Source organism: Eubacterium sp. MSJ-33 (assembly GCF_022174665.1).
Classification (GTDB): Bacteria; Bacillota; Clostridia; order Lachnospirales; family Lachnospiraceae; genus Coprococcus_C.
The window spans coordinates 1,886,577-1,911,868 of the sequence record NZ_CP076562.1; the positions used below are offsets into that span (position 1 = coordinate 1,886,577).

General features: G+C 36.5%; 23 protein-coding genes and 2 pseudogenes. 2 read left to right on the top strand and 23 right to left on the bottom strand.

Annotated features, from left to right (window positions below):
* Nucleotides 1-3 precede the first annotated feature (3 nt).
* Both KP625_RS08880 and KP625_RS08885 read right to left on the bottom strand, forming a co-directional pair.
* Nucleotides 4-528 carry a DUF4411 family protein gene (locus tag KP625_RS08880; RefSeq protein ID WP_238297362.1) on the bottom strand — a complete coding sequence of 175 codons (525 nt, stop codon included), beginning with the start codon at nt 526-528 and terminating at the stop codon, nt 4-6.
* Complete coding sequence (locus KP625_RS08885) at nt 525-1,685, bottom strand: ImmA/IrrE family metallo-endopeptidase (protein WP_238297363.1); 1,161 nt, start codon at nt 1,683-1,685, stop codon at nt 525-527. Before KP625_RS08885 ends, KP625_RS08880 begins: the two co-directional genes overlap by 4 nt.
* A 166-nt stretch (nt 1,686-1,851) precedes the next feature.
* Between KP625_RS08885 and KP625_RS08890 the strand changes: the two genes are divergently transcribed.
* Nucleotides 1,852-2,028: a hypothetical protein gene (locus KP625_RS08890; protein WP_238297364.1), complete on the top strand. Its 177-nt coding sequence runs from the start codon at nt 1,852-1,854 to the stop codon at nt 2,026-2,028.
* On the top strand, nt 1,980-2,885 hold the full coding sequence (locus KP625_RS08895; protein ID WP_238299929.1) for an IS3 family transposase: 906 nt from the start codon (nt 1,980-1,982) through the stop codon (nt 2,883-2,885). Before KP625_RS08890 ends, KP625_RS08895 begins: the two co-directional genes overlap by 49 nt.
* A 403-nt stretch (nt 2,886-3,288) precedes the next feature.
* Here KP625_RS08895 and KP625_RS08900 read toward each other — a convergent pair whose 3' ends face one another.
* The 21 genes and pseudogenes from KP625_RS08900 to srtB all read right to left on the bottom strand — a co-directional run bounded on the left by KP625_RS08900 (nt 3,289) and on the right by srtB (nt 25,272).
* Nucleotides 3,289-3,405: a putative holin-like toxin gene (locus tag KP625_RS08900; protein WP_238297365.1), complete on the bottom strand. Its 117-nt coding sequence runs from the start codon at nt 3,403-3,405 to the stop codon at nt 3,289-3,291.
* Between the two features lie 218 nt (nt 3,406-3,623).
* Nucleotides 3,624-4,856, bottom strand: a complete 1,233-nt coding sequence (locus tag KP625_RS08905; protein ID WP_238297366.1) for a nucleotide sugar dehydrogenase — start codon at nt 4,854-4,856, stop codon at nt 3,624-3,626.
* A gap of 23 nt (nt 4,857-4,879) precedes the next feature.
* Nucleotides 4,880-5,287: pseudogene (locus tag KP625_RS08910) on the bottom strand (GDP-mannose 4,6-dehydratase); the annotation flags it as partial.
* Nucleotides 5,288-5,366: 79 nt separating this feature from the next.
* Nucleotides 5,367-6,302, bottom strand: a complete 936-nt coding sequence (locus KP625_RS08915; RefSeq protein ID WP_238297367.1) for a hypothetical protein — start codon at nt 6,300-6,302, stop codon at nt 5,367-5,369.
* A 522-nt stretch (nt 6,303-6,824) separates the two neighbouring features.
* Entirely contained in the window at nt 6,825-8,276 is a 1,452-nt protein-coding gene (locus KP625_RS08920) for an oligosaccharide flippase family protein (protein WP_238297368.1), read from the bottom strand.
* Between the two features lie 63 nt (nt 8,277-8,339).
* A complete protein-coding gene (locus tag KP625_RS08925) occupies nt 8,340-9,071 on the bottom strand; it encodes an acyltransferase (RefSeq protein ID WP_238297369.1) in 732 nt (243 codons plus the stop codon).
* Between the two features lie 3 nt (nt 9,072-9,074).
* Entirely contained in the window at nt 9,075-10,025 is a 951-nt protein-coding gene (locus KP625_RS08930) for a glycosyltransferase family 8 protein (protein ID WP_238297370.1), read from the bottom strand.
* Between the two features lie 84 nt (nt 10,026-10,109).
* A pseudogene (locus tag KP625_RS13680) lies at nt 10,110-10,265 on the bottom strand (DapH/DapD/GlmU-related protein); the annotation flags it as partial.
* A gap of 362 nt (nt 10,266-10,627) precedes the next feature.
* Nucleotides 10,628-11,842 carry an O-antigen ligase family protein gene (locus KP625_RS08940; protein WP_238297372.1) on the bottom strand — a complete coding sequence of 405 codons (1,215 nt, stop codon included), beginning with the start codon at nt 11,840-11,842 and terminating at the stop codon, nt 10,628-10,630.
* A 120-nt stretch (nt 11,843-11,962) separates the two neighbouring features.
* A complete protein-coding gene (locus KP625_RS08945; protein WP_238297373.1) occupies nt 11,963-13,090 on the bottom strand; it encodes a glycosyltransferase in 1,128 nt (375 codons plus the stop codon).
* A 61-nt stretch (nt 13,091-13,151) separates the two neighbouring features.
* Nucleotides 13,152-14,078 carry a glycosyltransferase family 2 protein gene (locus tag KP625_RS08950; protein WP_238297374.1) on the bottom strand — a complete coding sequence of 309 codons (927 nt, stop codon included), beginning with the start codon at nt 14,076-14,078 and terminating at the stop codon, nt 13,152-13,154.
* 41 nt (nt 14,079-14,119) lie between these two features.
* The gene (locus KP625_RS08955) at nt 14,120-14,962 is read right to left on the bottom strand and encodes a glycosyltransferase family 2 protein (protein WP_238297375.1); all 843 of its coding nucleotides are present in this window, start codon (nt 14,960-14,962) and stop codon (nt 14,120-14,122) included.
* A gap of 26 nt (nt 14,963-14,988) precedes the next feature.
* On the bottom strand, nt 14,989-15,858 hold the full coding sequence (locus tag KP625_RS08960) for an NAD-dependent epimerase/dehydratase family protein (protein ID WP_238297377.1): 870 nt from the start codon (nt 15,856-15,858) through the stop codon (nt 14,989-14,991).
* A gap of 15 nt (nt 15,859-15,873) precedes the next feature.
* The gene (locus tag KP625_RS08965; RefSeq protein ID WP_238297379.1) at nt 15,874-17,286 is read right to left on the bottom strand and encodes an APC family permease; all 1,413 of its coding nucleotides are present in this window, start codon (nt 17,284-17,286) and stop codon (nt 15,874-15,876) included.
* Between the two features lie 11 nt (nt 17,287-17,297).
* Complete coding sequence (locus KP625_RS08970; protein WP_238297381.1) at nt 17,298-18,428, bottom strand: ATP-binding protein; 1,131 nt, start codon at nt 18,426-18,428, stop codon at nt 17,298-17,300.
* The gene (locus tag KP625_RS08975; RefSeq protein WP_238297383.1) at nt 18,425-19,087 is read right to left on the bottom strand and encodes a sugar transferase; all 663 of its coding nucleotides are present in this window, start codon (nt 19,085-19,087) and stop codon (nt 18,425-18,427) included. Before KP625_RS08975 ends, KP625_RS08970 begins: the two co-directional genes overlap by 4 nt.
* A gap of 6 nt (nt 19,088-19,093) precedes the next feature.
* On the bottom strand, nt 19,094-19,765 hold the full coding sequence (locus KP625_RS08980; RefSeq protein ID WP_238297385.1) for a PIG-L deacetylase family protein: 672 nt from the start codon (nt 19,763-19,765) through the stop codon (nt 19,094-19,096).
* A gap of 96 nt (nt 19,766-19,861) precedes the next feature.
* A complete protein-coding gene (locus KP625_RS08985) occupies nt 19,862-21,451 on the bottom strand; it encodes an AAA family ATPase (protein ID WP_238297387.1) in 1,590 nt (529 codons plus the stop codon).
* Nucleotides 21,452-21,596: 145 nt separating this feature from the next.
* Nucleotides 21,597-22,112 carry an antiterminator LoaP gene (gene loaP / locus KP625_RS08990; RefSeq protein ID WP_238297389.1) on the bottom strand — a complete coding sequence of 172 codons (516 nt, stop codon included), beginning with the start codon at nt 22,110-22,112 and terminating at the stop codon, nt 21,597-21,599.
* 222 nt (nt 22,113-22,334) lie between these two features.
* Nucleotides 22,335-24,290 (bottom strand): polysaccharide biosynthesis protein, encoded by a 1,956-nt coding sequence (locus KP625_RS08995; RefSeq protein WP_238297391.1) that lies wholly within the window; start codon nt 24,288-24,290, stop codon nt 22,335-22,337.
* Between the two features lie 73 nt (nt 24,291-24,363).
* Nucleotides 24,364-25,272 (bottom strand): class B sortase, encoded by a 909-nt coding sequence (gene srtB, locus KP625_RS09000; protein WP_238297392.1) that lies wholly within the window; start codon nt 25,270-25,272, stop codon nt 24,364-24,366.
* Between the last annotated feature and the right edge of the window lie 20 nt (nt 25,273-25,292).

The following is a 25,292-nucleotide window of genomic DNA, read 5'->3' on the forward strand; positions in this document are numbered from 1 at the left end:
CTTCTACGTTATCGTTATATCCAATCTTCTCATCATATCAAATACATCTATTGTTTTTACACCAAAATATCCGGCAACATCCGGAATCTTTGCTCCTTTATTTGGTGTCTTTTTACTCAATCCACTCGCAGCTTTTTCTTCTGTTACTATTATATAATCATTTGCTTTGGCAGATGCAATAAGCCACGGATCTGCAATATTCCTTTCTGACCATGTATGTAATGCAGATTCTTTATACAACCCACAACTGGCAACATACTGAATAACCTCCTGATAACAGCTCACCGTCTGCGCTGTAACTTTTGGTATCACTGTTAAACCATCAATGTCTCGAATCCATTTTGCTAAATCATCATCACCCTTATTGATTTCTTCCTTAACACTGTCTAAAACAACGACTTTTCCCGAATGGATGTGTTTTTCTAATTCAGTCCAATATGCCGGTACAAGATCAAAAGCATAATAAAATCTAAAAGGTGTCATAAATGAATTTGAATCAACCAAAAATACTTCTTTATCCTTCGTCATACCACACCTCCAAGTCTAAGAGCAATCTCGGAGAATGTCTTTCTGCTTGTATTCGTAAGCCGATATGCTTCTGAATAAGTCGTTCTGCCACTATTAATACTTTCACATAACGCCCTTACAAAACATCCATCCAGGCGATTTCCCATGGTATTATAATAATTTCCACCGTTTGATTCTTTGTTCTCTTTCATTCGCCTATATGCTTCGATTGCATCGTCAATAATGCTTTTATATAAATCATAGCTAATCTTTTTTGCATCAAAAGCTTTTCTGGCAATAACACTTTCTCCACACCTAAAATGCTTCGCAAGATTTTTTATTTTCTCTCTGGAATCGGCATATGCAGCCACATTCCATTCGACCAAAAATTTATCAAACGGAACCATCAATTCACCCGCAACTGCATTGCATAATATTTCTATCGGTTTAACTTCGAGACTATTCCCTCTATCGTTATATAAATCATTTTCTCCAAGCCAAATATGGGCTATCTCATGAAATAAAGAAAACAACCTTGCACCTTGGGAGTCTGCACCATTGATAAAAATAAGCGGTGCCCACTCGTCAACCACAGCAAATGCACGAAACTCATCAACGCTCAGCGTTCTATGTGTATTTTTCCCTACAACACCATTCAGCATAACCACAATTCCACATTCTTCAAGCCTGCTCCGCACATAATTAAATGCTGCATTCATGTTTGTACATGATTCATACCAAATATCACTTAAATCGAGGTTCTTCCTTATTGTTTCCGCAATAAGCTTAAAATCATCATTTCCCCTAAGGCTTCCCACTACTGGTAACACATCAAACCCCGTCTCCTGCCGATATTCTTTCATCCATGCTTGAACACTCTCCATCTCATGAATTGTATCAATTAAATTCCTGCTTGGATGCGCCAATTCAGCACTATCAACCGTCCTATATTCGATAAGCTGTAATTGTTCGACTGGTGGTGTCTGCAAGAAAAAATACCCAAGCGGAATATTTGCTTTCCTGCTAAAATCTTCTATCTGATTGAAAGTAGGAGTTTTCGTGCCATCAAGCCATTGCTTTATATTATTCATCAACTTTGTTCCAAGCTGTTCTTCTCTTGCTTGCCCAAGAGCCCAGCTTATGATCTCTGGTTGAATACTTACACTTATTGCCGGCATACCAACTACCTCCTTTCACCTTATTTTGTTCATCTTATCAATGAACATATCTCTTTGCAAGCGATTTTGAAAAATGCAACTAATACTAGCATTTTAGAAGAATTGGATAACTGACTTACTCTTTCGTGACACGCAAGCAGCACTGTGTAAAGAATACGGTGTATCCATGACTGCTCTTGGTCGTTGGATTAAACAATACTCAACCGTTGAAACGGATGATGGCGAGGTTCTCACTGCAAAGCAGGTAAAAGAACTTCAGAAACGCAACGCTCAACTTGAAGAAGAACTTCTCATATTAAAAAAAGCGATTGCCATCTTCACGCCACACTCAAACAACGATTAGAAGCTGTTCATAAGCTACGCTTCCAACATGACATCAAAATTCTTTGTAAAGTTTTAGGTGTCAACAGAAGCACTTATTACAAACATTATAATTCAGAACCAGCTGACCGCACCAAAGAAAATCAATACATCTCAAAGATGATTCTTCAGATTTACGCCGATTACAACAAGCGTCTTGGTGCTTATAAAATCACCTATGTTCTTCAGCGTGATTATGGCATAAACATCAGTGTCGGACGAGTGTACCGCCTGATGAGAACTCTTCAGCTACCACGCATGTCCACGGAAAAACCTTTCCGTAATTACCGCCATAAAGATAATGGCAAATGTACCAATCATCTGCATCAAGAGTTCAACCAAAAATGTCCAAACATTGTCTGGGTCAGTGATTTCACATATATCAGAGTCACTAGTAAATGGTATTACCTCTGTATTGTAATGGATTTATTTTCACGCAAAGTCATCGCCTGGAACATTTCTGCAAAACCTGATGTTGATTTAGTAATGACTGCGTTCAAAAAAGCTTATAATAAAAGGAACTGTCCTAAAGGGCTTATGTTCCATTCTGATCGAGGATCTCAATATACTGCTTTTTCATTCAGGCAGTTATTGGATTCTCTTAATGTCGTGCAATCATTCTCAAAGAAAGGTTATCCCTTCGATAATGCTTGCTGTGAATGTTTCTTCAAATACCTCAAAAAAGAAGAAACTAACCGGAGAACCTATCACTCTTTGCAAGAGTTACAGCTATCCATATTTGAATATATTGAAGGATTTTACAACTCGAGAAGGCCTCACGGCTCTCTTGGGATGCTAACACCAAACGAAAAAGAAGAACTCTTCTGGAATCAGGCTTAATGCCTCGTTCCAGAAAGATTTTTCTAATAATCGTGTCCACTTACTTGACTATAGTTCACTTCGCATTGTTATAATATAACTTATAAGTAATAATTCAACAGTTTTTATATTTAGTATATTCAAAACTTTATTTAAGATTCATTGAAAGTTCACATGTCCGGCACCTGTGCCCTCTTCAACTCACAATTTTTATTATGGTTAAACACACCTCTGTACAACCATACACAAATATATGAACAAACTCCTCGGGCTGAAATCAATTTTTCTAAAAACTTGAATAATCTAAGTATTCGTGTTATATTATGAATTAAGAAGAGTACCCACTCCAAAGTGGATGCTCCCAAGAGTTGGTTTTGTCCTTATGGGCATCGCCTCACCTGTGGATCAGACAGGTGAGGCATTTTTATTTCTTCTTGTTTCTCTTATCGAGAAAGGCAAGAAACGCTACAACTAAACTTCCAAAGGCAATAAGCAAGCTCAAAATACCTATAATTACCGAAATAATTTCGAAAGCCGTCATAATAACGCACCTCCCTTCCTATGTAATCCAGTTTTCTGGCATAAGCTCGGGAGGCTACCACCCTGTCATGGGTACTCCAATGCATGTTTCCATGCATATTTAGAATACCATATATCCCCTGTTTATTCAATCAGAATCGAATATTTGTTCGGGTTGTTTTTATCTTTTTAACGCAAAAAACCGCCGAAAGCCCTCCAGCTCCCGACGGTCTAAAATCCCTAATCTCTCCTAAAAATATCTCTCGTATACACCTTATCCACCACATCATCCAGACACGCATCATACCGGTTCGCAATAATCGCCTGCGCCATCGCCTTGAACTCATCAAGATCATTCACGACCCGACTCTCGAAAAATGTACTTCCGTCCTCCAAAGTCGGCTCATACACGATCACCGTTGCCCCCTTCGCCTTAATCCGCTTCATCACGCCCTGAATCGAACTCTGCCGGAAATTATCCGAATTGCTCTTCATCGTCAATCGGTAAACACCCACGACAACCGACTTTTCTTTCGACGCATCATACTCCGCACTCGCACCATACGCCCCCGCAATCTCCAGCACCCGGTCCGCAATGAAATCCTTCCGCGTCCGGTTCGACTCCACAATCGCCTCAATCAGATTCTCCGGCACATCCGCATAATTCGCCAGAAGCTGTTTCGTATCCTTCGGCAGACAATATCCGCCATACCCAAAACTTGGATTATTATAATGCATACCAATTCTCGGATCCAGACACACACCATCTATGATCTGCTGCGTATCTAAGCCCTTCATCTCCGCATAAGTGTCCAGCTCATTGAAATACGACACCCGAAGTGCCAGATATGTATTCGCGAAAAGCTTCACCGCCTCCGCTTCCGTATACCCCATGATTAGCGTGTCAATATTCTCCTTAATTGCCCCCTCCTGCAGAAGCTCCGCAAATGTATTCGCCGCCGCAACCAATCTCTCATCATCCATATCGGTACCGACGATAATCCTGCTTGGGTACAGGTTATCGTACAAAGCTTTCGATTCCCGCAGAAATTCCGGACTGAAAATGATGTTTTCACAGTGGAATTTCTCCCGAATTGACTTCGTATACCCAACCGGAATCGTAGACTTGATAACCATAATCGCAGATGGATTATACTTCATCACCAATTCAATAACCGCTTCCACCGCAGACGTATCGAAGAAATTCTTCTGGCTGTCATAATTCGTTGGCGCTGCAATTACAACAAAATCTGCATCCGTATAAGCTACTTGCGCATCCAATGTTGCTGTCAAATTCAGTTTCTTCTCGGATAAATATTTCTCGATATACTCATCCTGAATCGGACTGATCCGGTTATTGATCTTCTCTACTTTCTCCGGGATAATATCAACTGCCATCACCTCATGATGCTGTGATAACAATGTGGCAATCGATAACCCTACATATCCTGTTCCCGCTACCGCGATTTTCATAACGTGTCACTCTCCCTCATATGTTAAATATTATAAAATTCCTTATACCATTCTGCAAACTTCCGCAGGCCATCCCTTAAGCTTGTACTCGGCTTAAATCCAAAATCACGTTCCAATGCACTTGTATCTGCATATGTTACCGGCACATCTCCCGGCTGCATCGGCACCAGCTTCTTATGTGCCTCAAAATCATAATCTTCCGGAAGCACCCCTGCGCGAATCAGCTCCTGCTGCAGAATATCCACAAAATCAAGCAGATTCTCCGGATGATTATTTCCGATGTTATATACTGCATACGGCGGAATCGGGAGTCCATCTTCCCCCACCTTCTTCTCCGGCGGAGCCATCATAACACGCTTCACACCTTCAACAATATCATCCACATAGGTGAAATCTCGTTTGCAATTACCATAATTAAATATCTGGATCGTCTCACCCTTCAAAAGCTTCTCATTCTTTAGTTAGGAATTGCTATTATATACTCAATGAATCTTATTTAATAACATTACGCTATAACATGTGTATTGTTTTTTCACAATGGCAAAGCTCATAAATATTGATATTATATGTTTTTTCCAAATGTTCCATCACTATATCATTGTTATTTCTATGCACATTTGTCTGAGACAGTGTATCTTTCTGCGTTCCTCTAATAGTAAAGAGCCATTGTGGAAATCCATCTGTATATACTGCCTTTGTTCCTTGCATCAGTTCCATAACTTTCAGCCACAGATCATCAGCCATAATAGCACACTCGATAATTTTATCTTTATTTAAGAAATCATAATAAAAACATCCTGGTGGATATAATATTCCCCCTACACCAGTAGGACAAAGCTCTGCTGATGGAATATTTAAATATGTTGCTTCTTTTTTCCATTTATTATATTTATCAACTCTTTTATCACAAAACGTTATCTCGTGCCCTCTATTACAACAAACACAAGTCGGATAAGACTTGCTTTTTTCTACTAGTTTTTGAATCAGATTGGGCGGATAAAATATATCATCATCTACTGTAATAATGGTATACTCAGGATACTCTTTACAGGTATAGTAGTATTTTTTATGTGAACGCAAATCATCACAAAATCTTATTTCCAACCCATAATTAACCAACCTTAGAAGTCTTCGAGGCAGAGTATCAATAGACTGAAATTGCGTGTCTGCTAACCATAGTATCAGCTTTTTAGGTTTAACAGTTTGATCCAGTAAGGAGCATATCGTTAAATAAACCATTTCGATTCTTGCGGGAAATGTTGTCAATGAAACAATAATATTACTATCGTTATCAAAAGTTTCTCTTTTTTTGTTGCGAATAAAATATTTTATCAAATATTTTACTCGCATGTATATGTTAGCGAAATCACCAAAGAAAGAATACATTATTAGTTTTATTCTTCGCCCCCGTATTCGATCTAAAATTTTGTACAATACTATCAACATTAACTGTACCTCGTTTGATTTTTATTAAGAAAGTAGACATATTCACTGTCGACAACTCACCCCACCGAATTCAGACATACATTTTTCTACATCCGGCCCTTTACGAAATATATTATTCCCCTGTTATCATCACACTTTTCTAAACTTTACAACTAAATTACACTAAATTTTTATAGAGCCGTTCCTAAAGGCATTATATACCGCTAGAAGTACGATCAGTTCCCACATATTCTTGCCATTTTTGCAGAATTTGTAATAGTGTAACACATTTTGGAAGTACCCCCAACAACGTAATGCTACTTTCAGATACAAGTGTAAAAAGCGACCTCCACAGGCTGACACTTTCAGCCATGCAAAGCAATGAATCTATCAAAGTTGTATGAGTTTCTGAAACTTTTCGCAAAACACGAAAAGCTTACCACTATAGCAGGAGATCTATCAATATTATCATTATAAGAATTCTAAATTTCTGTCTTGACAATTGTTCCACTATAGCCATTCTGTTCTTCTAATAAACAAAAATCATTTCATATTGTTTAGCTGTTTTATATCTTCTTGAATTTTCTTGCGAAAAATCACATAATAGATTCCCATCCAGAGTACCCCCATAATAATCATTGATATATATTTATTTAATTTTGTATTCAACATATAGCTATTGATATAGCAAAATACAGTAGCTCCAATAATATTAATACTTAATATTATTCCTAAATCTTTCCAAGGTATCACATTAGAGAACCCATAGTTTATTACTTTTGCTGAATGCCATAACTTTAAGATAACACCTAAAAACTCGCTAATCGCTGTTGCAAGAGCTGCTCCAATCATTCCAATAAAATTCAGAAAGAGATAATTTAAAATCAGATTAGCACAGAGAATAATTACCGAAACCTGCATTACATACTTATTGTTCTTTGTTGCATTAAGAATTATCCCCCACGAGGTAATCTTGACCAACGATGTTATTGAATAAACCCTAAATACCCATATTCCCGTCAGATATTTTTCTGAATACAAAACAGAAATAATTTGATTAGAAAAAACAAACGTTGCGGCTCCAGCCAAACATATTACAAATGCCGAAAGCCGAATAGAAACAGCCCACAGGTGTATTGCCTCGTCTGTTTTTTTATTATTAAGCATATATATCATTTTAGGAATTAAAACTGTTGCAACTGCAATTGATAAGATATTGTATGGAAGCTCCTTTGACATATTGGAATACACCGCAAGATCTTGTGTAGAGAAAAAACCTCCTATCATTATGTTATCTAACTCGATATTTATTGTCGAAACAACAGCAGCAATTCCTAATGGAATGCTATATGATAATATCTCCTTTGTAATTGTCCTGTTAAACGAAAATTTAACTCCTCCAGAAAGTCTGCTCGAAATTACATATACTAACAATGCATATATGATTTGTGCACCAATAAATGCCATCATATATATTCTAAAACTCAAGCCAAAATAAATAACAAAAACACAAATACTCAATATCGTTAGGCTGTATGAAAGCCTATAATTGATCAATATTTTTATCTTATCATATGATATAAAAACATTATCAGCTGAATTATTAATAATCGTGACCCATGGTAACAACAGTATTGCAAATTTGTAATCATACAATAAAGTATTATTATAATATTTTATCAAAAACGGACAAGCCACTGTCATAACAATTGCTATTACAATGCCCATAATAGACGCTATCGAGAAATAATTTGAAAGGAACATCTTTTTTTCATTTTCAATAGTTGTTTTATTCAGGAAATAACTAACCGACGTAGGTAGCCCCAAAGCAAAAATTGAAACGACAATAGTATTAATTGTATTAATCTCCGAATATGTTCCATATTCTATCAACGTTCGGAAACGTGATAATAGCATGACTGTTCCCATATTAACAATTAATGTAACTATTTTCGAAATAGTCAATAATGTTGCGTCTTTTGCTAATGAATTCATTCTATAAATCTCCTGCACTTCTCAACTATGACCATATTCATTCTACATAATTCTTTAAATTTTCTATTCATCAACACCGTTAAGAAATGCATCAAAATTCTTATATATCGGTGTAGAATGGAAAAAAATATTTTTTATCTTTTCACTCCCTTTTACTCCATTAAATTCAAGGTTCATAATATATGCTTTATAATTCTGTTCATTTCTTTCCAAAAAAAGCAAAGAAAAAAAGCCCATTTCCTCAATAGTAGGCTTTCTTTTTTTGGTTTTTATAATATGATCTCTTCGTTTAATGGCGTCTGGTATTCTATCTTTTATTCGTTTATTATAAAACTCCTCAAGTGTATATATTTGCTTTGCAGGAACCCCCGCCCATACTGTGTTTGATGGAATAGATCCTTTGACAACTGATTTTGCACCAATAATGACATTATCCCCTATCGTCGTATCCTTCAATATACAACTATCATATCCCACAAATACGTTATTACCAATAGTAACATTTCCGCCTGGATCTGGAAGAATATCATTATATTTTGTAGCAAATACATACCAAGAATAATCATGTGCAAGTATTGTAGCCGAACTAATACAACAATTCTTTCCTATTTTAATATAATCTAGTCTGCCCGGATCAATCCTACAATTTTGTGGAGCAATAAATCTAGTTTCATCTCCTATCTGTGCTCCCTTGCTCTTCAGATAATTGATAAAGACATCATTTGAATAACAATTTCTATATATTATTCTTTGCGGATGTAAGATACACCCTATAACATCCTTTAATTTTCCCATTTCTTATTTTATCCTCCTGAAAAACAGACTAGATATAAATCCCAATATCCCTACGTTCCTTATTCTGTTACGTATTCTTTGAAATAACGATATCTTTTCATTTGAATACTCTATAAATTTTATTTGTGGAATATGCTCTATTGAATTATAATATTTATCCCATGGAGCCCTATAACATGCGTTTTCATATGCCCAAGGTTTATCAAATTTACCTACATAATGTATAATAACCAATTCTTTTTTTAAATTCTTTACATCTTTATAATTCTCTGCATACACATAATTTATTGCATTAATATATTTTTCATTTAGAAAAAATGGATTGAAATTATATTTTATTGAAATCGGTAAACTCTTTGATGCACAAATACAATTAAGGCACTCTTGATCCATAAGTTTTGTCTTGGCATGATTTAATTTATAGTTCCACAGCCTATGTGCTACATTATCTTCTCTCATTTTTTTTAAATTCAAGAGCATTACCCCTGAATTAAAATAAAAATCGGTAGCTTTCCTGCCAAAATTAAATCGATAGTTATTTATATAATTCCAAAATTCAAATGATGCAGCCAAATAATAATGAGAAATATCAACAGAAAACAAACTATCTAAGCATCCATCCACAATTATGTCAGAATCAAGATACAGCATTGTGTTAATTTTATCAAAATAATTTGCTAATTCAAACTTTATTAACGCAACTGGAGTAACATGTGATTTCTGATTAATTGATGAAAGCCTTTCTGTAAGCAAAGATTTATCAAAAATATTTACAACCAAATTGCCTTCATTTTTTATGAAATTGTTAATTATTTTTACAGATTCATCATTAAATCCAAAAGTGCAAATATGAACAATTATATTTCTACCTTTGTTATTCTCTAATATTGATTTTGTGGTCACCAAAGTTGGTAACAAATAGCCGTCATCTGTTATTAATGCAACATGAAACATTCTTTACTCCTTGTATGATTCAATTTCTACAATTGATTCCTTTATATATTCATTACTTGAACCTACTCCATTAGAATCACCTTTGCGATTTCTGATTACCTTAGCAGGATTCCCTCCAACAATACAATAAGGTTCTATATCCTTTGTAACAACGGCACCAGCTCCTATAATTACCCCTTTTCCTATATGTACCCCTGGTAAAATTGTAACCCTTTGTCCAATCCAAACATCATCGTCAATATATACAGGCTTTATTGCTGACATTCCTTGATCAATCATAGGCACATCACACATTTCAAAATTATGATTTTGAGTTAATATTAAACAATCTGGTCCCATCATCACATTATCTCCAATATGCACTGTACCTAATACTGCATTTATTCCGATTCCTGATCGGTTACCAATTGTACATTTTCTTGAAAAACATGCGCCCTTCTCAATATTTATTTTTTTACCACATTTCTCTAAAAATAACGATGCACAAAAGGCTCTGAATTTTTTAGCCCCCCCCCCCGAAAAATAGACCATTTGATTTCGGTAACCGAATGGCTACTAGATAGTATAATCCCCAACCTACATAGTTCCTCAATCTCATTCCGCTATTCTTCTCCTTTAACAGTATTATTAACATAAGAAAATATAATGGAATATAACAACCATATATATTCGCTTCTTATAAGCGTCGATGCACTCAATGACGAAACAATGAACGTAATTAAAAATAAAGAAATTCCACATCCAATTTTAGCCGCCAAATCGGATCTATATATAAATGTTCTTAATGCCACTCTAAAAGCCTTAATATAAGAATACATAAACCAGATAAAACCAGGTAAACCAAAGCAAACCAAAATCTCTAATAAATAATTATGCATTACTCTTACACCCCCCCAGCTATATACCCTTTTGTGCAAAAACCACCATTCTTCTTGACCTGGTCCGATCCCCAACAAATATGTTTTTTTCAAAAAAACAAATCCATCCATATAAAGTTGCATGCGAGTTGAATCTGAATCAGGTGAAATAAAAAAACCATCAAAATATGGAATAACCAATAGAATCATCATCACAAGTAATCCTATTACAAGTAATTTCGCAGCTTTATTTTTCAAGAAGAAAAAAACGTATAATCCAATAAGAAGTAAAAAAGCAATCATGTTTGCTCGTGAATCTGTACAATAAATAGAAAATCCTGAGAGCAAGAACATAATCATATAAAAAATTTTCATATATCTTTTTTTAGAATTTAAAAATAAAATAAGTCCAATACAACACCCAATCAGTATCATTGTTGAATAGTTATTTGAATTTAAATTCATCGCTGCCGGTGAATGTAATCCTAATGAATTATACTCTTTTTGATAATTCTTTATATAGTTTACATCTCCTACAAATAAATACTTTCCGGTAAACATTTCAAGATACCCCAGAGCTAATTGCACCAAACTTGCACAATAAAAGCATTTGAGACATTTAAGTACTTTTTGATTGTCATCAATTACAATAGGTACTAATATAAAATACAATAAGGCTATAATCAAAGTAAATACTACTTTAAACCATTCAGTATAATCCTTAGTCCATAATAATTGTATTATAGATATAACAATCAGCACAAAAGGAAATATAACTATTTTCTGAATAGTTTTAAACTTATGCAAATGCAAAATAAATTTATTACGTGCTAAATAAAACATAATAAATATAATTAAGCTTATTCTTGAAACATCAAAAACTACAGGTCCTATATTTATTGAAAAAAAACTTGAATTTAATAAACATACAAAACAAATAAAATAAACAATAGTCTCCATTTTTATTTCACCATATTCAAATATTACTTTAATGTTCAATTTCTTAGAAATTTTAAAATAGACTTACGCGCTACATATCAAATTTGAATTATTTACTCAAAATAAACCACACTTTCTACGTCATAACTGGTTATATGCTTTTAAAAGATTCGATACCAACACTGATTCAGAAAAATTTTTTAAGGCGTATTCTGAAATTTCTTCTCTGTCATATTGATCTAGATTTTCGAGAAAACTAGTTAGTTCCTTAGTTAATTCTTCAATTTCAAAAGATTTTGCAATCATCCCAAACCTCTCCGAAATAATAATATCATCGGTTCCTCCACATTTTGACGAAAATACCGGAAGTCCACAAGCCATCGCCTCTATAAACGCTACTCCAAACGTCTCAGATTTACTTAGTAACACAAAGGCATCAGATTTTAATAAATTAATTACCAAAATTTTTCTATCCACATTCCCCTCAAGGATGATTTGATTTTGAAGATTATAAAAATTTATAATATGTTGCAATTCATTTTTCAGTATTCCTTCGCCAAAAATACGTAATTTTATTTTTTTATTACCTATCTGATAAATACATTTAATTAGTAATTCAAAATTTTTTATCGGTAACAAATGTCCAACACTTACCAATTCTATACTATCATTTAAATCTCTTCTTCTTAATTTGAAATTATTGTTAAATATCAAAGGATCTAACACATTAGGAACAACTTCAAAATCAAGCCCTGTCGATATTTTCAAATTCTTTTTTAAGCATGTACTAACGCATAACCGTTTATCTGCTTTAGCATATGCTTTAGTAGAAATATTGAAATACTCTGACTTTGGATTTGGCATATTGACTAACGAGTTATGTTCTGTAACAACCAATGGTATATGCAATTGCTTTGCTATCATACTAATTAAATAACAATATGGTCCCCAGTGAGCGTGAATAACATCAACATTTAAATTTTTAATATACTTTTTATATTTTAAACCTAAATAACATTTTCCTATAAGGTATTTAATTCTTTTCGGTAAAAACCGAATATGCAAGGGAATCACCTTAATTCTTATGTTATTCAGGGTTTTATCATAGGAGAAAACGTGTTTTGAATGAAATATTGTTCTTAAATCTAATGCAAAAATATTTACCATATGACCTGCTTTTTCTAACGCAACTGCTTGATCATATTCAAAATTTCCAACTGGATTTTCTCTATCAGACCATCCCATTGAAACTACTAAAATTTCAGCCATTAATTTTCCTCCATATTGTGAATTAATAGATCAAAAATATTTGCCTAGAGCAAAAACAATATCAAATAAAATACGAATAAACTTTATTAACTAAATTAAACGGAAGAAATGATGCAATACAATAAACCAAGCTTTTGAAATTAGGAGAATATTTAAACGCTTCTTTCGCATACTTTCTAACTATTTTCCGATTATTTGTCTTAAATGCTTTTCTTGCCACAATAAGATTATCGTTCATTCGTATTTTTTTTATTTCCTTTGATGTTAACTTAGACTCTCTAAGATACTGATATTTTTGATATATATACTGGGAAGCATTCAAATACTTTTCATAATTCCAGGAAATCTGACTATTTGATTTTAAGTTATGATACTCTACACACGGGATTTGAACTATCCCCACTTTTGTTACTTGACAAAGTCTAATCCACAAATCATAGTCTTGCATTGCTTCTAGATTTTCATCGAACATTTTTACCAAATCTAGCAATTCGTGTTTTGTCAATACAGTAGTTGTTGACCCTATAAGATTGTATTTTAAGATTTCCTTTGAACAATCCTGCGGAGCACTCGGTGTAAAGATAGTTTGTTTCTTTGTATCATCATCAATAGAATTAATAGCCGTACAAACTAAACCAATATCTGAGTTCTGTTCTATAACATTCATCTGCAGTTGTATTTTATCTTCATGCCACTCATCATCATCATCCAAAAAAGCAATATATTCTCCTTTACTATTTACTATACCAATATTTCTAGCATGATTTCCGCCTTTTCCTGGGAAATATGATATATACCTTAGATTTGAATATTGCGATTCATATTTTTTCATAATTTCATCTGTCCCATCATCTGACCCATCCGAGACAACAATAACCTCTATTTTTTTATATGTTTGATTTAAGGCAGAATTGATTGCTCTGCAAATAAGATTTGCTCTGTTGTGTGTAGGAATCACAACACTCACAAACTTTTCTATGTAATCCATAAACTCTTCTCCTCATATCCTATAATTACACTATAATACAATCACTTTAAATCACCCGTATTTTCAAATGGTTTTGAATACTTAATTTGTTCTAATATCTTAGCATCCACCAACGCTCTATACCACCGATTATACATCCAATGATACACAAATCCCTCTTTTCCATCCAAAAAGCCAAGCTGAAATATATAACAATAAATAAACAATAACCACGATCTTATAAACATAGGGAATTTATAATATATACCAAATTTTTTTTGTCTGAGACCTTGAATTTCTTTATCCTGTTGATGTATATTGCTATCTTTTCCTTCTAGATATTCAAAATAATCCTGCATTTCCCTCGTTGCATACCAGTTTAATTTGTTAATCCAGAATGTCATATCTTTATAATCATAATGAATAAACCGCTCTTTACAATAAATTGATATTCCAGAAGATAAAACAGTATGTTCATCCATTTTTCGGTCTTCAATTCTTCCTATTCCTGTTTTGAAAAGCATCAACTTCCGTTTCTGCGATCCACCGTGTTTTAACTTTCTTCCCATAAAATAAAGCCAAGCTTCCATTGTAACGCCATTAACATTATCATTGTCATGTTCCTTCATAATCTTTTCTAATGCTTTACATAGATTAGGTGTTAAACGCTCATCTGCATCAAGTCTAAATGTCCATTTTGTTGTTATATTCGTATTATCAATTCCCCAATTAAACTGCCTTGCATAATTTTCAAACGGATGTTCATAAATGTCAACAAAGTCAAACCGCCTTGCTATTTCCAATGTCTTATCTGCACTCCCACTATCTACTATGACTGCTCTTCGAGCAAACCCCTTTATAGAATCCAAGCAATCTTTGATATTTATTTCTTCATTTTTTGTCAATATTATAAACGTAACGTCCGCCATTTTTATTTCCCTTTTCCCAGTATTTTTTCAATTGATTGTTGATAACTTACCCGTCTATATTTCCCATTAAAATGGTTTGAGATTGCCATATCATATCCCTCATTGCCAAAAACCTTAGACACTACTCCAAACCTTTTTCCTAACTTTAACAAGAAAAAATTAAATATCGTTGTCATCCAAATCCGATGATTGGCAGTATTTGCAATATCCTTAACTAAATCACTAGTACATATGTATTTCTCCTGTTGAGGGTAATAACTCCCCCCCTGTTTACTTTCTGCAATCAATCTAACAAGTTCACACAAATTATCTGCATAAATCATACTTCTATAATTATGTATATACGGAAATAATGGGGCTTTTAAAGAAAGTTTAGTTAGTTTTTCAAAATTATCTGTTGCATTTTCCCCATATACTAAGGGTGAACGTATAATTGCTACTTTAAACCCATCATCAGCAAGCTTGTTAATTTCCTCTTCACCCATTAATTTACTTTTTCCATATATGTTGTCTGGCATTGGAACAGTCCCCTCATTAATGGGGCTAAAAGAGCTGAAGGTATTTGTGTTTCCATATACTATCATAGAACTCATATGTATGAATACTGGAACACCATCCTTCTTAGCTTTAGCTGCTAATCTTTGGGGTAATTCTACATTCAATCGAACAAATTCTTCATCTGTTCCTTTTCTTGCATTATTATGAGCCAATCCAGTTGCATTAAAGACAGCATCATATCCTCCAAAATCCATATCTTCCCATTCACTACTGCGTACAGAAATTGCTTCTACAACACAATCTGTAAATTGCTTCATATAATTTTGAAAGCATAAACTCACATATCCATTTCTACCTAACACTAACACTTTCATGATTTTATTCCTATACTAACTCTCCCGCTTTCCAAATAGATTGCCATATTTTTTCTTACACATAGCTGCAAATATACATCCCAATATTACCCACGCAATAGCAATGACAAATTCTTCTTTAGAAAATATACATCCACTTCCTGGTATCAAATACAATATTGCCATTATCCCAGACATAACTGCTGCAATTATACCAACTATCATATAGTTTTTTACCTTATATGGTCTATCTATATCCGGTTCTTTTTTTCGTATTGTCAAAAAGGCAATTGAAACCATACAGTATGCTATACAACATGCAAAACTCGCCGTATCAGATACCCAAACGAGCATTTTGCGTCCAAAAAAAACTGACACAATAGAAAGAACACCCACAAGTAAAACCGCATTAACAGGTGTTTTATATTTTTCGTGCAATTTTGCAAATATAGGAGGGATCAAATGAGCCTCTGCCATAGAAAACAATGCACGACTTCCACCAATTAAAAAAGAATTCCAACTTGTAATTATGCCACACAAACCACCGATTATAAGAATTTTTGCCATATTGGAGCTAGAAAATGCTTTTGCCATAGCATCCGCTGTAACTAAACCACTTCCATTTAAAGAACTGTTTATATCCTCAATATTCATGATGTATCCAACTGCAAATGCTACCATAGCATAAAATACAACAGCAAGTATTATCGATAAAAGCATCAATTCCCCTACTTTTTTCAGTGACACATTTATTTCTTCTGCAACCTGTGGAATTACATCAAAGCCAAACAAAAAGAATGGCGCTATTACCGCCACAGAACTAATATTTTTTAAAATATCACCTTTCGAATCACCTACAAACATTTGATTTTCTACATTTACTAATGATCCTTTAAATATAGATGCAACAACTAGAATAATACCCACTATAGCGATTATAATTGTCAATGCCGTCTGTAAGAAAGTAGCAGCTTTTATACCTCGAATGTTCACATATGTTATCAGTGATGCCATAACGATTGCCATAATCAACCAAGAAGCATACACATCAAATCCCGCAATAGTATACAAATATCCCTTTAGGAATCCTGGGAAAATATACTGCATGACCGTAGGTAATGAACATGCTTCAAAACAAACAACTCCTATATAACTCAAAATAAGGAACCATGTACATACAAAAGAACCCATTGCTCCAAAAGCTTTATAGCTAAATACCCTCTCTCCACCACACTGTGGAAATGTTGTTGTTAGTTCCGAATAGGTTAAGCCAACAAAAAATATCATAATACCACCAATAACAAAACCCAAAACCGTACCCAAAACACCTGCTTTTGTTAACCAATTTCCTGTTGATACGACCCAGCCCCATCCTATCATCGCTCCGAAAGCTGTAACAATAATATCAAGCGAATTTAATACTTTATTAAACTGTCTGTTATTATTCATTCACTCTTCCCCTATTTTCTCATTTTTGTTAGCTTGTACCACATAAATATGTAAAAAGGAATATTATCATTCATCCCTTTATACATCTTGCACTTAGATGCTTTAAACTGTTTTCTCCATTCTTTTTTTGATATCATACCTGTTTTTACGCGAGCATCATAATCAAAACATTCTGCCATTGCAGTCAATCCTTCAGGTATTTTTTTATAATATTTTTTTTTATCTATAGCCCCTTTTTTCATGGATTCACACCAGTATATCACCTGTGGCATTCCTGCAATCGTTGTTGCATATCCAAGTGCTGTATTTCTGAAATTAATTTCCAAAAACCACAAATCTCCATTTTTATCCTGCATGAACTCAAATTCAAAAATTCCTTCTAGACCTATTTCCTCAACCACGCTAGAAATTTTGTCCTGCATATCTTTATTTTGGGAATTCTTAATATACCAATAAGGTGAATATTTGTCTGGCATATTATATACTTGATTTGCTTCCATCACAACAAAGACATCTTTGCCCTTATTTACACTAAATGCATCAAAAGAAATTTCATCAACTTTTTCAATATATTGCTGAACTAAAATTTCATCACTTTTTATATGATGATAAGCACTTAGCAAATCTTTATCGTTATGACAAATAAATACTATATCTTTCCACTCAGTTCCAATAGAATTAATTGCCTTTGTCATAATTGGATAAACTATATCTTCTGGTATTTGTCCAACTTTTACTTTCCACGTTTTTGCGATTTTTATTCCATGTTTTGAAACCAAATCCATCATAATATCTTTATTCATAAAATGCGCAATGCGACCAGGCTCACCAGCATTATAAAAATAAAAATAATCTTTTAATTTATCATAGTACTTGTCCAAACAGGAAACCGTAACATCATCTCCTGTCAAAATAAACGATTTATCCGTTGTACTTTTGGCAAATTTTTTATAAATAAGTTTTATACCATCCTTCGTGGTGTTAACATAATATCTTTCTTTTACATATTTACTTTGTCCTACAAATTTCAGTTCGCCCTTAACAGCAACAACAATAGGATGAATACCCGCTTCCCCTAAAGTTCTCACTATCCCCAAGGGATTATAATGCTCTTTTGTTACAAAGACAATATATTCACTCATCTAACAGATACTCCTTTTTCTTCCCATTCTTTCAATGTTTCCTCACTAACAGTTCCTTCTCGATACACATTAAGCATTGGTCTATCATCAGCTCCATAATTATTTTTGATTCTCTTGTATAATATAATAAATGTACATATTAACACTTTTACATCCATACTAAAAGAAAGTTTTTCTGCATAATAAGCCTCCAACCGAAGTTGTGTTTCCCAATCACATTGCACTTCTTTACTCAAACAATCTGGCGGTAGCAATCCGCCCCTTACTCTATGCGCAACTCTTTCATTTTCCCTATAATACGGTAAATAAAACGCTGGCTGTGGTCTAGGTCCTACAATTGACATATCCCCCTTTAATATCATAAACAACTCTGGTAATTCATCCAAAGACGTTGAACGAAGTGCTATTCCAAATTTTGTCAATCTATCCTTTTCTGACAAAAGATTCCCCTTTGCATCTTTTTCGTTTGTCATAGAGCGAAATTTATATAATTTAAATATTTTCTCATTTTTTCCAATTCTATCTTGTGAAAACAAGATAGGACTTCCCATCTGTATTCTCACAATAATTGCAATTATTATATATAAAGGACTTAAAAGAATAATTGCTATAAGCGAAAGAACAATATCTAATAATCTTTTAATACAATGCCTATACATCTGTTCTTACCCTCTTATAAATGCACATTCATACGCTTCTGCATAATTACACCCTGATTGACTACCTCTGTACGCCGCAAGGCCTTCTAACGCTTCATTACTTCTTGGATGTGGATAAGGACGCATAACTCCCTTATATGCAGATAATGCGTCTAACTTCACTTTCACTCCATCCTTTCCTACTTCAACAAAATAATTTGGCATAAATCGATTTGCTGATGTATCAAGCGACCATTCTGTAGAAGAAGGTACTTCCATATACAACAGTTTCTTTAATGCAGGAATATTTTCCCTTCTCTGAAAAAGCCGAACCGCCGCCTGAACTGCCCTTGAAGTCTCAATGTGATCAATATTGGTATCTGAAGGATGATGGGTAATAATTGCTTCTGCCCCAAAATCTTCGATACACTTTTCAATAAACTGCACTAATTCTAAATGCGGAACTGTATTCATCTTAATATTAGGGAAATCAGCCGCATACACTTTCTTAACCCCAAGTATACTCATTGCTTTCTTTTGGTCTTCCACCAACGTATCGGATATATTAGCACGCGCTGCTGCATGATTTGCCATTGTTGCAATCGCAACTTCGTTGCCCTCTCTAATAAGTTTATAAATGGTTGCTCCCGCTCCCAACACCTCATCATCTGGATGCGCTACTACTACTAGGTATTTCATTTCCGTTACTCCTCTTTTTTGACATTATAAAAAGAGCCTTAGATTGCTCTAAGACTCTTTGCTCACTCATTTTCCAATATTTATCTAATTGTATCTCTATTCTTTCTCCACTTTCTCAATCACGCAGTGGTGTTCCTTACTCTTTTTATCATAGTCAATTCCCACCAATAGAATATCTCCTGTGTATGATTCAAAGCCCCTTGCATACCGCTTCTCTTTGATCTGTTTTATTGCGGTATCCGCTGATTGATTCCATTTTAACTCTACCACCAGCAATGGATAAGATCCTGCATATTCCGGTTTCGGAATATAGACAATATCTGCGAATCCTCTGCCTGTAGGGAATTCCCGGATTGGCTTGAAGTAATATTGTACCGCAGCCAGATATCCGATAGTGATTGTGCTTGTAAGTGAATTCTCATTATTATACTGAATTGCTGATGCATATTCTGCGTGAATCTTCTCGATTCCTTCTGCAACCGCACCTGCATCCATATCTAACGTCGCATCCAACAGTTCCATAGATGCATTTTCAAACTCCCGCAGTTCATTCCATGTTTTTTTCCTTGTCGCATAGAGAAATTCCTGCCGTATCTCCTCATTTGGTATCCACGCCATACGTGTCCTCTGATTGTACGCCAGATATCCGAGATGAATCAGCAACGTAAGTACATCATCTTTTCCTGCGAAGCTTACCATGTCATTCTGGAAGCTCTGCACCTCAACCTCAACAGATGCTCCGGATAACATCTCTATGATAGATGTGCGCAGCCCATCGAAATCCATGTTGATAAGCGGCACGATCATTTCATACGTTCCGGTCTGTGACCAATAACTCTGGAACTCACCCTGTAGCATGACACTGACAACCGCCTTCGGATTATAGATATGATGTCCATTCAGTATGTAGCCATCATACCAATGCTGCACTTCTGTGAATTCCCGATGATAACGGTCACATAATTCTTTTACTTCTTCTTCCGTGAATCCAACATATGGTGCAAGCGGACCAGCGGCAAGCATCGTGAACTCATCGAAGTTATTCAAGGCTGATTGTGTGCGCAATCTCTTGATTGGCAGGATTCCTGTCAGATACGCCAAGCTTAAGTATTTCGTAGGCTCCACGCCCTTAAACATACCCCGCAGGAAATTGATATACTCCTCCTGCACCGCCTGATTCATAGCGGCATCACGTATCAAGACATCCCACTCATCTATAATAACAATAAATGTATTGCCGGTTGCTGCATAGACCCGCGACATTGCTTCCGGCAAAGATATAGAATCATCCGTTATGATCTCCGGGTATTGCTCCCGTAATTCTCTTGTAGTCTCCCGGTTAATGTATGCTACAACATTCTCGACACCACCTGCCGGGGTGATACACCACTGCACATCAAAATGAATCACATCATACCGGTTCATGTGTGTCTGACAACCCGGTTTTGATGCAATCTGATATCTGGCAAACATATCTGCCGACTGACAGCCTTTGCTATAATATGCCGTCAGCATATCTGCTGTGATAGATTTTCCGAATCGTCTCGGTCGGCTGTTACAGATCATCGCCTGCTTCGTGTTCAGCACTTTGTTCGTATATTCCAGAAGTCCTGTTTTATCGATATATATTTCTGAATTTACCGCCACCGCAAATGCTGCGTTGTCCGGATTCACGAATCTTCCCATTCATTCACACCTCTTGGTTGTTTGACCCCACATTGTTATTATCATTTTATCCCATTCAGGAGGCTTTTACAACCATAGGATTTTATAATCCAAATAAAGTTAATCGTGATTAAGTTAATTTAGATTATATTTACCAAACCATTTATCATTCCATCTTCTCCACGATCTCCAACCCAACCTTCACTTCCGATACCCGGTTGAAAAGTTCGACTTCCAGCACCGCCATCCGCTTATGCCGGTCGATGCGCTTGATCATGCCTTCCATGCCGATGAGTGGTCCTTTTTTTATGATGATTTTATCGCCCTCGATCACGCCGACTGACACTGCAACATTCGTTGTGTCTCCGGTCAATCTGCGCAGAAGCTGTTCTTCCTGCTTATAAATCGGGTAGAGCTCATCTCCTGTTTTTAAAACCTTCGCATGTTCAGTTGCCTTGCGAAGCGCCTGCCGCACCGGTTCCACCTGCGATGCTTCCAAATCCATGAACAGATACCCCGGAAAAAGCTTCTCCTTTCGTATCTGCCACTCGCCACGGTATTTCTGCTTGCGCTCCCGCGTCAGAATGTGAATCTTCTCTTTATTCTCATGCCCGATCTGCGCCACAATCTCATCTTTCACGATATCCTCTTTGCCCGTCAAAGTCCATATTACATAGTACATATCTTTCACATCGCATACGAAAGTATGCGATTCGCATCATACGACATCCTTTCCTAAAAATGGGTGTGCTTCGCCATCCGGGAACGCCATCAAATTTTCGCGCCCGATTCTTATCCTGTGTATATCCTCACACCCTCTATAACGCGCACGCGGCGGCGATTATTTCCTGCATGATTTCTGTTCTAACTTGTCTTCACTATCTTTTATCCAACCCACACGATTCTACGCATGTTCTCCGATATACGTCGGAACCAGCTCTTTCACGATATCGTGCAGATCTTCCTCGTTGTCATTTGCTTTGTGCTGCAGTTTCTGCAGTCCATCTAAGAATGCCTGATACTCAAAATCCATCGGCTTTGCGATGTGGATCAGCTTATTCTCTGTCTTCTGTAATCCTTCCTCTGCCATGAGCTTCTCTTCGTAGAGCTTCTCACCCGGGCGAAGTCCGGTATATTCAATCCTGATGTCCACACCCGGCTTATGACCGGACATCTTAATCAGATTTCTGGCTAATGTATCAATCTTCACACTTTCTCCCATGTCAAGGACGAAGATTTCTCCCCCCTTGGCAAATGCCCCCGCCTGCAATACCAGACTGACAGCCTCCGGGATTGTCATGAAATACCGGATAATGTCAGGATGTGTCACCGTAACCGGGCCGCCATGCTCGATTTGTTTCTGGAACAGCGGAATTACCGATCCATTGCTGCCGAGTACATTTCCGAATCGCACAGCTACAAACTCTGTCCGATGCTCATCTGTTGCTGCAACCTCACGCAACGCAATCGTTTCTTCATTGTTCCCGTGTCCGGTATACTCAATCAGGTGATAAGTACCATTTCTCTGAATCATATCCATGGACTGAATGATCTTCTCACACATCCTCTTGCTCGCACCCATAATATTGGTTGGATTGACTGCCTTGTCGGTACTGATCAACACGAAGCGGTCACAGTGGTTCTTAATTGCCGCAAGTGCTGTCTTGTACGTGCCAAAGACGTTGTTCTTGATTGCCTCACACGGACTGCCCTCCATAAGCGGTACATGCTTATGCGCCGCTGCATGGTATACGATATGCGGTTTATATATCTCAAATACCTGATTGATTCTTCGGCTGTCACGCACAGAACCGATCAGGACGGCTAATTTCAAATTCGGGAAATCATGGCGCAGCTCCTGTTCGATATCGTAGGCATTATTCTCATATACATCGAAGATGATAAGCTGCTCCGGTCGGCTCGCTGCAATCTGTCGGCACAGTTCGCTGCCGATCGAACCTCCGCCACCGGTTACAAGAACACGTTTTCCTTCGATATACCCGGTCACACTGGCAAGGTCTGTCCGGATTGGTTCTCTTCCAAGCAGATCCTCCATCGAGATTGGGCGGAGCTGGCTTACCTTTACATCTCCATCCACAAGCTGGTAGATACCGGGTACCGTCTTCACTTCACAGGCTGTCTCATTACAGATTCCCAGGATTTCCCTGCGCCGCTCCACGCTCGCACTTGGAATCGCGAAGATAATCTGCTGAATCTTGTATTTCTCCACCATCACCATAATATCATCCCGCGTTCCAACGACCGGTACACCTTCGATATAACGGCTTTTCTTATTCACGTTGTCATCAATAAAGCATTTCACACGCATGTCAAGTTCCGATGAGCGGTTAATCTCACGCATCAGCATCTGTCCGGCGGAACCCGCACCGATAATCATCACATTGGTCGTGTTCTTTCCTTGTGTTCGGTTACGCTCTGTGACAAGCAGTCGGTAAGAAAACCGTATTCCGATCACACCGATATATTCCAACACAAATCCAAGTGCATAATAGGAGATCGGCATCCGCTGAAGCAGGAAAGTAATCCCGAAGAAATTAACAGCTCCTGCGATTCCTACAGCATACGTCATTGGCAGCAATTCATTAATCCCAAGGAACCGCCAGATGCGCTTATACATATTCATGCACAGGAACACTGCCAGTGTCACGATTGTCCTAAGTGGAATATATTCAATCCAGGCTTCTAAGTACTGCAGATCTATGGCAGAGAATCTGCAATCAAACCGCACCCACAACGCCAGCGCATATGCCGCATTCACAACGATGGCATCATAGATCATAAGCATGGCTGCCACGATATGCCAATGTTGAATTTTCTTTTTCTTTTGTGTGTTTCCCATTATCCCATTTCTTCCTATCGTCGTTTGTTTTGTACCCTTCAGCTTATATCCCAAGTCTTCACATAATCCTGGGTTATCTTCCTGTTAAGTCCCCTTCATTCAGCAATACACCACTTACGATCCATCGGTTCTCCGGGCTTGCGCCAATACAGGTTGAGAGTGATACGATATGGCTCGCTGTGTTGACACTCACCTCGTTATTATGTTGGTCAGTCATACTGTTACTACTGTTGATATCGTTAATATAAGTCGCCCTGCCACTTGTCTCGTCCATGTCGTAATACATCAGGATATTTCTGTCGTGAAAGGTGACTGCTGCGAATATCTGATATACTAAAACCTTGTCCGGCGTGTAAATATAGATATACGGATTCGCATCGAAGAATTCTTTATCTTCATAGTTATGCAGATTCTGGAACATCGTTCCGTCCTTCATATTATGTCCGTAGATGATTGTTGCAAAATCCGTAAAATCTTTTTTATTTCTAAGCTGTGTGTAGATACACCCCGGATATCCGGTACTGCCATCCAGATTATGATCCAGATAATAGTCCTGCTCTGTCGCATGCTGGAGGATCGGATAGTCGATCTGTGTCCCCGGTATGTAGATCCATGCATAGATATCTGCGTTTTCTGCATGCAGGGCATCCCAGTCAAGATTCTTCTCCGGTACCGTGATGCCAAGCTCCGCAAGTACATCCACCTCTTCGGCCGGCTCTGCGGACGTAGCGGCTTCGACACTTCCTGTCACCTGCGCCTGCTCTGTGACATTCACGCTTTCCTGCATATCACTGTATCTATCTTCTGCTCTTTTTTTCTTCGTTACATCGAAAATGATGATTGCCAGGCATACCACAAATCCTATGACAAACATCGGCAGCAACGCTCTCGCTGTACTGTTCTTCGATTTTTTTGATTCTGTATTTTGTGTATTGTTCTGTTTCTTATTTAATTCGGTTTTATTCTGTCTTTCCTGACTCATAGTTCTTACCTTTTTTTCAT